9 protein-coding genes are annotated in these 12,236 nt (G+C 42.0%); all 9 read left to right on the forward strand.

Translation table 11 applies throughout. The features are described from left to right. Position 1: 1 nt before the first annotated feature. Positions 2 to 3,208 carry a hypothetical protein gene (locus CL667_15580; GenBank protein ID MAL19118.1) on the forward strand — a complete coding sequence of 1,069 codons (3,207 nt, stop codon included), beginning with the start codon at positions 2 to 4 and terminating at the stop codon, positions 3,206 to 3,208. A 35-nt stretch (positions 3,209 to 3,243) separates the two neighbouring features. Further along, complete coding sequence (locus CL667_15585; protein ID MAL19119.1) at positions 3,244 to 6,567, forward strand: hypothetical protein; 3,324 nt, start codon at positions 3,244 to 3,246, stop codon at positions 6,565 to 6,567. Between the two features lie 26 nt (positions 6,568 to 6,593). Continuing rightward, a complete protein-coding gene (locus tag CL667_15590) occupies positions 6,594 to 7,541 on the forward strand; it encodes a hypothetical protein (GenBank protein ID MAL19120.1) in 948 nt (315 codons plus the stop codon). 23 nt (positions 7,542 to 7,564) lie between these two features. Beyond that, on the forward strand, positions 7,565 to 8,413 hold the full coding sequence (locus tag CL667_15595; GenBank protein ID MAL19121.1) for a PASTA domain-containing protein: 849 nt from the start codon (positions 7,565 to 7,567) through the stop codon (positions 8,411 to 8,413). Then, the gene (locus CL667_15600; GenBank protein ID MAL19122.1) at positions 8,414 to 9,082 is read left to right on the forward strand and encodes a ribulose-phosphate 3-epimerase; all 669 of its coding nucleotides are present in this window, start codon (positions 8,414 to 8,416) and stop codon (positions 9,080 to 9,082) included. A gap of 156 nt (positions 9,083 to 9,238) precedes the next feature. Further along, on the forward strand, positions 9,239 to 10,192 hold the full coding sequence (locus CL667_15605) for a phosphate starvation-inducible protein PhoH (protein MAL19123.1): 954 nt from the start codon (positions 9,239 to 9,241) through the stop codon (positions 10,190 to 10,192). A 43-nt stretch (positions 10,193 to 10,235) separates the two neighbouring features. Next, positions 10,236 to 10,592, forward strand: coding sequence for a four helix bundle protein (locus CL667_15610; GenBank protein ID MAL19124.1), 357 nt, complete (start codon positions 10,236 to 10,238; stop codon positions 10,590 to 10,592). Positions 10,593 to 10,643: 51 nt separating this feature from the next. Then, positions 10,644 to 11,456 (forward strand): hypothetical protein, encoded by an 813-nt coding sequence (locus tag CL667_15615; protein ID MAL19125.1) that lies wholly within the window; start codon positions 10,644 to 10,646, stop codon positions 11,454 to 11,456. Continuing rightward, positions 11,443 to 12,234, forward strand: a complete 792-nt coding sequence (locus CL667_15620; GenBank protein ID MAL19126.1) for a purine-nucleoside phosphorylase — start codon at positions 11,443 to 11,445, stop codon at positions 12,232 to 12,234. The genes CL667_15615 and CL667_15620 overlap by 14 nt, the downstream gene beginning before the upstream one ends. Positions 12,235 to 12,236: the final 2 nt, after the last annotated feature.

The following is a 12,236-nucleotide window of genomic DNA, read 5'->3' on the forward strand; positions in this document are numbered from 1 at the left end:
CATGCAACATTTGAAGTCTATTTTAAAGAGCATGTTAACCGTTAGCATGCTCTTTCTATTTGTTACGATTGATATTTCCGCTCAAGAGATCCCCATTAAACGTTCTCATGCTATCGCTGAAGCTCAGCCACAATTAGCAGATAACTTAAATGCGACCGGCACTCTTAACGTGGTTGCTATTATGGTTGAATTTCAACCTGACAGCAATCGCCTGACCACAGGTACCGGCATCTTCGGGCCAAATGGCATGGAAGGTCTTCCCTATTTAGCTAACGCTGAAGATTTTCGGGTTGAACCACTTCCGCACAATCGGAACTACTTTGAGGCTCACCTTGAATTTGCTAAGAACTATTTCGAGAAGTCATCGGACGGACAATTAATGATCGACTATCAGGTGTTACCTGATATCTATCGATTGCCTAAAAAGATGGAAGAGTATTCTCCGACCGGCGAGACTTTCACAAACGAAAAAATCGCAGAACTCTCCCGTGATGCCTGGCAGCAAGTAGAAAATGGACCTGATTTTGATGCAACGGGATTAGACCCTGAAACAACCGCTTTTGTGATTTTTCATGCCGGCGTTGGCCGGGATATTGAACTTGTCGGAACCAGCCTGGATATCACTCCTTTTGATATTCCCTCAATTTATCTCCGCAAAGATAATCTTGGAAAGTTATTAAATGACCCTTCGTTTAACGGTTTTCCTGTCAATGATGGGAACTTCAGAGTCACGAACACTTTAATCATCCCTCGCACCGAATCCCGTCGCGGATTAGATATTCAGGAAAACGAATTCGCTTTCCCACTCTCTATAAATGGGCTTTTATGTGCTTCCATAGGTAGTCATTTAGGCCTGCCGGATTTATTCAACACTGAAACCGGAGATCCGGCCATCGGACGTTTTGGCCTGATGGATGGCGCTGGCTTCTTTTCCTACAATGGATTACTTCCGCCCGAACCTTCAGCCTGGGAAAAAATGTATTTAGGCTGGGAGACACCTTTTGAAATTGATGTTAATACCCAAGGTGATATTCAGCTCCCGGCAAGTTCGTTAAACCAGGGAAATGCTATCGCGAAGTATAATCTCTCAGAGTCTGAGTACTTTCTGATTGAAAACCGACACCGAGACCCGGATGGAACAGGTATTACACTCACCATCCGCCAACCCGACGGTACGGAAGTGCAGCAGACTTTTACCAATCAGGATGAAGCTTTTGTATTTCAGGAAGCAGATTTTGATACCCTTTTAGAAGCCGGGACTTTTGTTGATGCATCTAATTTTGATTTTAGCTTGCCTGGCGGACTCGATGTTGGTGAAGACGAAGATGACCCTGCTGATGATCGTAATCTAAATGGTGGAATTTTGATTTGGCACATCGATGAAGCCATGATTGATCTTCAGCTCCAGAACGATCGTGTGAATGCTTACCCAAATCGTCGCGGAGTTGATTTAGAAGAAGCTGATGGAGCCCAGGATATTGGTCCCGGAGTACCCGGAGCATTGGACAATAGCGCAGCCTTTGGTGCACCTTTTGATTTTTGGTGGAGTGGAAATAACTACAGGGTTATTTTACAGTCTGGACAAGAACGTAGTTTTTATGAGAACCGATTTGGCCCTGATACTCGTCCAAATAACAAAAGTAATTCCGGCGCCCCCTCCTTCTTCGAGCTGTATGATTTTTCTGATAACCTGACTACCGCTACATTTAAGATTCGCGCCAATGAACCAAACTCTGATCTGTATTCCTCAAAATTCTCGGTTCAATTAGATTCCTCTCAAAGCTATTTTACAGAAGACGATCCATATTATAGCTACTACCCATTATCTCTATCCGTTTATGAAACAGCTTCAGATACTTTCCTGATTATTCCTTCTCAGGAATCTGCTATGGCTGTATCTATTTCAGATCCGGAAAACCTTCAGTTTCAAATATCAAACCAAGCTATTCAGCAGCCTTTTATTGGGAATGAACTTGTTCTTGGAGAAAAACCTCAGCAAAATTCAGCTAATATTGAGGTCTCTTCCCTTACCTGGAATGTTACTACTCAACAATTCGACACTACATGGACTTCAACGATACCTGCAAATACAGGATTTCTAAGTTCACAAAGTGGGCAAGTTATTCATGCCGATCTTACTACCACGGGACTTTCAGCTAACGACGGCTCAGAAGTATCTTTACAGACTATTCCATTTCAACAGTCCGAAATTATCGGTGGTGAATATGCCACCGTTGAACGTAATAGTGGCAATGCAGAAGTCACCTTTACCAACTTAGCTGATTTCATATACATCCCTGAATCAGCTACAAATAGGATTTATACCGGTACCATACAGCAAGGCAGCCGAAGCATTTTCTATGTATTTGAAGATAATAAATTCACCCTTTTCGACTCCGAATCAGATCCTGCTGAATTGCCTGTTTTTGAGGAAGAAGGAGCTGAGTGGCCTGCCATTTTAGATGATGCTTCAGTTCTTCGTGTTGACAAATTCAACAATCAGTTGCTTGCTCAGAATAAAAACGGGAGTATTCAAAACTACTATCCTGTTAACGCTCCGGAAGGTGTTCAGTTTATTGGGACTCCCCTTTATACAGATTTAATTGAGTCCGGAACCGAATATGCCTCGTTAGTAGTCGGGCAAGATAGTTTGTCTATCAACATCTATGCTTATTCAAACAATGGAGAACTGATTGAAGGCTTTCCTCTTTACGTTGGCAAAGCAATTTCGGCTCAAGCCCAGCCTATTCATCCTATTATTTATGATGGAAGTCTTTATACAATTGGGCATTCCGGAACCTTGAAATCATGGAACCTGACTCAGGTCACAGATACCAAGTGGGGTTCACGCTATGGCACCGCTCCATTCAATAAAGTATCGGCCAGAGTGGAAAGCATTTTTGAAGGCACACCCTCTGCTTTTGGTGTTTTAAACGAGGAAGAAACTTATAATTGGCCAAATCCGGCAGTAGATCATACCAATATCCGCTTTCAGATCTCAGAACCCGGTGGTACCGTTCAGGTATCAATTATCACTGTAAGCGGCCGAATTATCTTTGACGAAACGGTTAGTTCTACGGGCGGATTTCCACAAGAAATCAGAGTGGAAACCGCGGACTGGGGAAGCGGCGGCTATATAGCTCGTATAAAAGCTACGGTTGGTGGCAAAACAGAAACCAAACTCATTAAAATTGGAGTTGTACACTAATGAGAATTACCAAGTTACTTTCTGTTTTATTGTTGATGATATGTTTTGTGCCTTCACTTACACAGGCACAAACTGATGTCCGGTTCTATGACTATCCCCAAAACCACCTCGACTGGTACACTATAGAAAGCGAGCATTTTTTGGTGCATTTCCAGGAAGGCAATAGTCGTTCTGCACAAGTAGTTTCACGAATTGCTGAAGAAGTACAACCACCAATTACACAACTTTATCAGTACGAGACAGACGAAAAAGTCAGTATTGTTCTCAAAGACCGCGAAGATTACTCAAACGGTGCAGCCTACTTCTTCGACAATAAAATTGACATCTGGTTACCTGCTTTAAACACTCCTCTACGGGGGACTCATAACTGGCTTCGGAATGTAATATCCCACGAGTACACGCATATTATACAGATTCAAAAAGGAATGAAGCGAAGCCGTAAAATTCCGGCTTTCTACCTCCAATGGCTTTCTTATGAAGATGTTCGCCGGCCTGATGTTCTCTATGGCTTTCCAAATGGAATTATAACCATGCCCTTCGCAACGGTTAATATTCCCGCATGGCTAGCCGAAGGGACTGCCCAATATCAAACGGCAGGTCTATTATATGAAACATGGGACAGCCACAGGGATATGATTTTACGAACCCGGATTCTTTCCGATACTTATTTCTCTTTAGCCCAAATGGGGACATTCTCCTCCAAAACCAGCCTTGAACGCGAGACTGTTTATAATCAGGGCTATGCCTTTGTAATCTATCTTGCCAATCGTTTTGGGGATGAAGTGTTACGCGAAATTACCTCAGCACTGGGAGAAAAAGGAGTTTATTCTGTTGAAGAAGCTATTGAAATGGCTAGAGGTATTCCCGGTGAAGAAGTATTTCAAAGTTGGATTGATGAACGAAAAGAGTTTTATACTGACGCTACTAGCGGAATCAACCCAACTATTTCAGATACTGTTGAACCCTCAGGTTTCTATAACTTTTTTCCTCAGCTATCGCCGGATGGCACAAAGCTCGCCTACTTATCCAATAAGGGAATTGATTACGGGTTGATGTCGCTCTACCTCAAAGATTTAAATGGTAAAGACAAAGAAATCGCTGTCATCGACGACATTAAGTATCATGAGAAACAGAACCATGTCAGCTCTATGGAGCCATTGGTAACGTTCCTGGAAACCTCTTTCTCTTTCTCACCAAATGGTGAAAAAATCGCCTACGCCATCAACAAAAAGAATAAATATGGTGAGAGTTACCGCGATATTTTTCTTTATGACGTCAAATCTGAAGAGAATAAAAGACTCACCAACAGTGCACGAATTGAATCTCCGGAATGGAGTCCTTCAGGTGAAAAAATTGTAGCCGTTCAATATTCACAGGGAACTCAAAACTTAGCACTTCTATATCCGGGTCAAACGGATTCTGTAAAGCAACTTACAAATTATAAATCCGGTGAGACCGTTTACACTCCAGAGTGGAATCAGGCTGAGTCGAAAATCTATTTTGCCAAAGCTAAGCTCGATAACCGGGATATTTATATTTATGATATGGCATCCGGAATAGTGATCCCTTACCTGAACGACAAATACATTGATTACCGCGATCCGCATTTAGGCCCTAATGGAGAGTATTTGTACTACTCAGCTAATCCAGAAGGCATTTTTAATATTTATCGAATTTCTCTTCAGACCGGTGAAGAGGAGAAGCTAACCAGCGTTATGGGCGGTGCATTCATGCCTTATATTGGAGAAGATGGAACGCTTTATTTCTCTGAATTTCACAAAGATGGGTACAAAATTAAATCTGCTAAAGAGCTCAATTTATTAACTCAGCCTCAGATGGGTTTTTATGAACCTGCTTTCCCTGATGACATTACATCTCCGGGTGCTGATTTTGAATACATTAACAAGCTCAACGATTTCGATGATACAGATATCCGGCCTTTTGGTGCTACCGCAGAAGCCATAGCTGATACCGGAACGTACCGTTATCAAATGACCACCATCGATGGAAATAAAGATCTGGAATATCGGGAGTACGAAGATACCTACTCCGGATTTAGTTTTTTCCCGGTCTTACGTTTTGATAACTATTCGCAAATTAATGGAAATAACGGGTCGCTTATTAAAAATGGAAAGGTTGGAAAGTTTGGGGAGAACTTGCTTCGCGATGCCAAACCCGGTGTGTACTTCTCCTCCAGAGACGTCATTGATAAACTCAGTATTTTTGGTGGAATTATGGTTGGTGTAGCATCTCAGCCCGCTGAAAGTATAGGTGGATTCTTTTTACCTGACCGACTTCTTGGGCTCGATCGTGACGCTTTTTTAATTGCCGAACATCGGGGTCTTCCTTTCATCGAGAGAAGCTGGTCACCCACCATTGCTCTCGAAATTTATAACCTCCGAAGGAATGTATCTGATGGATTATCAATAGAAGAATTTCCATGTACATCTTGTTTGCCGGATACCGTCAACACGAACATTGCTTATGACATTTGGGAAGCAGGGCTCTACTTCAGAAGTAAACTAAGCCGCAGAAGCATGCTTGAGCTGGGTATCGCTTACAGCCCTTATAGAGTTTCAACCGATGATTTTTATTCCCGTGAACTTCAAGCTCAGATAAGCGGGTCTTCATCTCAGTACTTTCGCGGAACTACCTATTCCGGATCTTACACCTTCGATTACTATACTTACTCAAATGATGCCGACATTGCTCCATTGGGTTTAAAAGGCTACGCGAGATATCAATTTCAGCCCTCTAAATTGCTTGAAGAGTATGAGATTAAAGATGGATCTCTTGTTCCAGTCTTCAAGAAATCCAACAACCACTCTTCCGAGATTCATATGCGTTATGGTTTCAAGACCTTTGGGGATCAGGCTTTTCAGGCTCGTATCCGTGGTTTCCATTATTTCAACAATCCCAATGATTCGTTCTATTCTGATTATGTAGGTGGATTTTTGGGCATGCGAAGCTATCCATATTTTGCTTTGGGAGGAAGTACCACCGGTTTCGCCAGTTTATCCTGGTTCGCACCCATTTTTCGAAATATCAATAAACAAGCCGGACCTTATACACTGGATAAAGTTTTTGCACGTTTCTTCTTTGAAACCGGCAACGGGTGGAGAAGTCCTTATGACACCGGCAATAATTTAAAGTCTGGAATTGGAGCTGAATTACGATTAGCCTTAAATGGGTATTATCTTTTCCCGCTGAAATTCTTTGTTAGTGGATCCTATGGATTTAATAAATTTACACTCACGCTACCGGATGATTTCATTACCAACTCACAGAGCAATAAAGTGACTTATGGTAGAGATATTCTTATCCACTTTGGCATAACCTTCGACTTTGAACTGCTATGAAAAAACTTACTTTCATATGGCTGACCATGACATTGCTTCCTATGGCGATGTCAGCTCAGGTGGTAAGTGATTTCAGCAACGGAATTTTTAAAAAGGCTGAAATTCAAAAATCAACAGAAGCAGATCTGCATATTTCTGACTTCTCTTATCAAAGTGAATTTTCAAGTAGTCGCTCGGGTGTTTTAGAAGCTTCGCGAACTAAGCCTTTTGTAGCCTTTACTGCTTCAGCACTTGTTCCCGGAGCTGGACAGGCATTAAACGGAAAATGGGCACGAGCTGGTGTTTATTTTGCCATTGAAGCAGCTGGTATCATCTATCATCTGGATAGAAATGCGAAAGCCCGTCGTCAGGAAAAAGCATACGAAGCATTCACTCACAAAAACTGGAGTGTTTTAGCTTATGCTGAATGGCTGGTTGAGTATTCGCAGGCAAATGGTTTGGATAACGACTGGCAGACCCTTCAGGCAAATATTGAGGGGCAAGATCCGGACTTCAGTAATACTACTAACGATTGGGGTAAAGTAAACATCAATCTTCTGCACCAAGTTGAAAATCAAACCCCATTTGTTTTTGAAAATAAATTGGGCATTGAATTTTCTCATACACTTCCTGAATATGGCTCCCAGCAATACTATGAGCTAATCAGTAAGTATTATCAGTTTCAGGCCGGCTGGCAAGATTTTTACAATGTCTCTATCAACATGAGTTCACCCAACTATGATCCTAATCACACTTTTTTCTACGGCTGGCAGGGAAGGGATGAACCGAACACTTTATTCTATCAAGGACGGGATCGTGCACAGACATTTAATGACAATTATCGCGCAGCCGGGAACATCCTGAAGCTTTTGTTGGTAAATCATGTAGTTTCCGCCTTCGATGCATTATTCACCGTTCAGCTAAAAAACAGCCGAATCGAGAGTAACACCAATCTCATGAAGATGGAACAATTTTCGTTAACCTGGCACTTTTAACACGTCTATAGTTCCTGTATTTTATGCACATGCTTAAGCAGATTCTCACCAACAAATATTTCTACATCGGTACTTTTTCGCTGATGATATTCGGCGCGGCTCTACTCTATGTGGCCGACAATTTCATTATGCCTTCTTATACCAATTTTAATGAAGGGGTAACCGTACCCGACGTCACCCGAATTTCTCTTGAAGAAGCAGAAACCATGCTCACCAGCTACGGATTACGATTCGAAGTGACTGACCGGCGAGCAAATTCTGCATACCCGGCCGACTACGTTATTGACCAAAGTCCCGGAGCGGATAACATTGTAAAGCCGGACCGAAAGGTTTACCTAACCGTGAATACCGAAGTCCGGCCTCAGGTACAGGTACCTGATGTTGTTAATCTATCTCCACGAAATGCTGAGATTCAGCTTCAGAACTATGGCTTGGTTGTGGGATCTAAGAGTTACGAGTCTTCCAGATTTAAGAACATTTTGAGACAGTCAATCCCTGCAGGAACAACCGTCGAAAAAGGCACCGTCATTGATTTAGTGCTTGGAGATGGGTTTGGCAATAAAATTGTCACGGTCCCTGAAATCATAGGGCTTCGACTACCTGAAGCTCAGTTAAAGCTACGAGAAGCCGGTTTTAGGGTTGAAGAAGTCCAATTCCGTCCAACTAAAGATATTGTCCCAAATACCGTATTAGATTTCTCTCCTAAAGAAGAGCAACTTCGTGAAGGAGAAACTTTGACACTTGTAATTTCAGAACGGTTTGAAGTTATTGAACAAAGTGAAGGTGGCGCTGTTATCATTGATTCCACTGGAAATAACTCTTCTACACCGCCGGATTCCACTAACAATCAACCCAACAACAATCAGGATTAGATGAATTTCGAACTTCCCTTTATTGCACCATCAATTTTAGCCGCTGATTTTACAAAGCTGGGTAAAGATATTGGAGAAGTTGTTGAAGGTGGAGCTTCATGGATTCATTGTGATATAATGGATGGGCATTTTGTACCGAATATCAGCTATGGCCCTAATATCGTGAAAGCAGCTAAGTCAGCCGCTCCGGAAGCTTTTTTCGACGTTCACTTAATGATTGAAAACCCGGATAATTTTGTAGAAGCGTTTGTCCAAGCAGGTGCAGACTTGATTTCTGTCCATCAGGAAACCTGTCCTCACCTACACCGGACTATTCAGAATATCAAAAAATATGGGATTATGACGGGCGTAGTTGTTAACCCGGCCACTCCTCTACAAGCCATTGAGCCAGTTCTTGAAGATGTTGACCTCGTCTTGATTATGAGCGTCAACCCCGGTTTTGGTGGGCAAAGCTTTATTGAAAGCAGCTATAAAAAGCTTGAAAAACTGGCTGCGATCCGAGATGAAAAAGAACTTGGTTTCCTTATTCAGGTTGATGGAGGCGTTAATCTTAAAAACGCCAAAAAAATAGCCAATGCCGGTGCTGATATCTTAGTTGCAGGAAGCAGCGTTTTCAGTGCCACCAATATTTCGGCTCGTTTCGAAGAACTCTCGGAAAAATTAGACTAGCTACAGTCTCTCTCACTTTCCTTTCTTCTAAAAATAGAATCTACTTCAGTGAGACCATCATTTCTTGCACTAAATTCTTACCTTTAGGCTGTTCATTAACACTAAACCAGTACTGTTATAGAAGACGAGAAAACACTTTCCGAACAAGTCATAGAAATTAAGAATGCTGATCCTGTAGCCCTTTTTGGTTTACACGATCATAATATCATCGCTTTAGATAAGGCATTTCCGGAAACTAAGTTTAATGCCCGGGGTGATCGCCTTAAACTAACCGGACCTCAGGAAGAAGTTGAAACAGCGACAAAAGTCATCGAAGGCATGATCGAACTTCTCGACCGAAAAGATAAGGTTGGAGAAGATGATGTGAAGACTCTCATCACCCTGAAAAGCGGTGAAAGCACCGCCACCCGGCCTCGAATTAGAAGCCTTGGTGAAAGTGGCGATACCATCATTCACACCCACAACGGGGAAGCCATTACGGCTAAAACACCCGGACAAAGACGAATTGTAGAATCCTCTTCCAACAATGATATCGTCTTTGCCATTGGCCCCGCCGGAACGGGTAAAACATATACGTCGGTAGCACTAGCCGTTCAGGCATTGAAGGATCGGAAGGTTCGTAAAATCATTTTAGCCCGGCCAGCTGTTGAAGCCGGAGAAAATCTCGGTTTTCTACCCGGTGACCTCAAAGAAAAAATCGATCCCTATCTCCGCCCTCTTTATGATGCTCTGGAAGATATGATTGACCGGGATCGTCTTGAACTTCATATGACCAAGAATATTATCGAGATTGCTCCTCTTGCCTACATGCGTGGAAGAACACTCAACAACGCTTTTGTCATTTTGGATGAAGCCCAAAACGCTACCAACATCCAGATGAAGATGTTTTTAACCAGAATTGGTTTCAACAGCCGGGCAATTATTACCGGTGATGTCACTCAGACCGACTTACCGAGACGACAAGAATCCGGGCTCATTTCCATTCAAAAAATTCTGCAGGATATCGACGGAATCGACTTTGTATATCTGGATGAAGGCGATGTTGTCCGCCACAAACTAGTTCGGGATATCATTAAAGCCTACGATAAATTTGAGGGGAAGAAGAAATAAAAGAGTTACTAAGTTATCGAGTGATAGAGTTACAAAGAGATAAATTGTTATGGTTAGAACACATCGGGATTTACAGATTTGGCAAAAGTCTATGGAGTTGGTTACACATGTTTATAAAGCTGTAGAAGATTTTCCGAATTTTGAAAAATTTGGCCTTATATCACAAATACGACGAAGTGCGGTTTCCATTCCTGCTAACATAGCTGAGGGTTTTGGAAGAAAATCTCAGAAAGAATTCAATCGATTTTTGAATATAAGTATGGGGTCACTTTTTGAACTTCAAACTGAATTAGAAGTATCTTTTAACCTTGGCTTCTTAGATGAAGATTTGTTTAAAGAACTTTATTCTAGCACAAGAGAGATCGAAAGAATGATGAGCAGCTTTAAGCGCACTTTGTAACCATGTCACTTACTACTTTGTCACTATTAATCATACAAAAAAGACAATTCATTGTCCCAAACTAAAACAACCTACGCGGCCACACTTTACGAAGGTACTTTTTCCGTTGGTCTTGACAAGAAATTTATTCGTATTGACCGGGATGATCCCCCTAATAAAGGAGCGCTCAAGCTTTCCCTGAATCCGGTTTTGATTCATACTACAGACAAAAACATCCTTTTCGATTGTGGAATTGGTGAATTTGGCGAGGACACCGGGCCAGATACCATCAGAGAAAACCTTGAGGACCATGGACTCACCGAGTTCGACATCACCGACATCTTTTTAAGTCATCTTCATTACGATCACATTGGCGGATTAGCCCATCGTGAAAATGGATATTGGGAACTGACTTTCCCTGAAGCCAAACTCTGGGTTTCCCAAAAAGGCTGGGAAAAAGTAATGGGCAAAGATGAATGGTACGATGAAGAAAAAACGGCATTTATTTCATTTATTGATGCTAAGGCTGATCTCCATTTTTTGGAAGAAGAAGACCAACCATACCCCGAAATGTCGGTTAAAAAAATTGGTGGACATACTGAATTTCATCAGGTGCTTCTTTTTGATGATGGTGATAAAAAATACATGCAGGCCGGTGATGTCATTGGCACAAAAGGCGCCATCAACCGTACCTATGCCGCTAAATACGATTTCGAACCTAAAGTCAGCCAACAAAAACGTGAAGAATTATCGAAACTGGCTTTTGATGAAGGATATACTATTTTGGCCTATCATGAAGATCGGCATCCTTTATTCAAACTCACTGATTATAACGAGAAAACCGGCTATAGCACCGAAAATATAGATTCTTATGTCCCTGCCTGATTACATTTCAAGCATCAAAAATTTCCTTACCGAAAATGGATTTCCCGAGCAGATTGATTCTGCTGTGATACTGGGATCCGGATTAGGCACCTTTGGAGATCATATTCAAAATGCTACTTCCATAGCCTATGAAAATATTCCTGACTTTCCTCACTCAACAGTTATTGGACACTCCGGTGCTCTTATTTTTGGTGAAGTTGGAGGAAAATCAGTCTTGGCTTTTTCTGGCCGATTCCATCATTATGAAGGACATGATTTTGCAAAAACTGTACTTCCCGTACAGCTTGCACACGCTTTTGAAGTTGAGAGACTAATTATCTCAAACGCCGCTGGAGGCATTAATCTCCGGTATCATGTTGGGGATTTGATGATTATAGACAGCATTATTAAACAATACATGATGGTTTCGGAACCAGCGATAAATACCTGGAGTTCTAACTTTGAAGCATATGCTCAGGAAGTAAAAGCCATAGCCAGAGATCTAAATATTGAAACTCAGATGGGAACCTACCTTTATGTGAAAGGCCCAAATTATGAGAGCAAAGCTGAAATCCGAGCCTTCCGGAAGATGGGTGGTGATGCGGTTGGAATGAGTACCGCCCCAGAACTTATCGAAGCCGCTAAACTGGGTGTGAAAACGGCCGCTGTATCACTCATAACAAATGCGGCAGCAGGGGTCATCAACCAAAAACTTGATCATGCTGAAGTGAAAGAAGCCGCCGATCAGAAGAAAGATGTATTTGCTAAACTGGTAAAGGGTTTGATTCAGGAATTTTGAAT

The sequence above is a fragment of the Balneola sp. genome, from assembly GCA_002694685.1.
In the GTDB taxonomy this organism is placed as follows: domain Bacteria; phylum Bacteroidota; class Rhodothermia; order Balneolales; family Balneolaceae; genus Gracilimonas.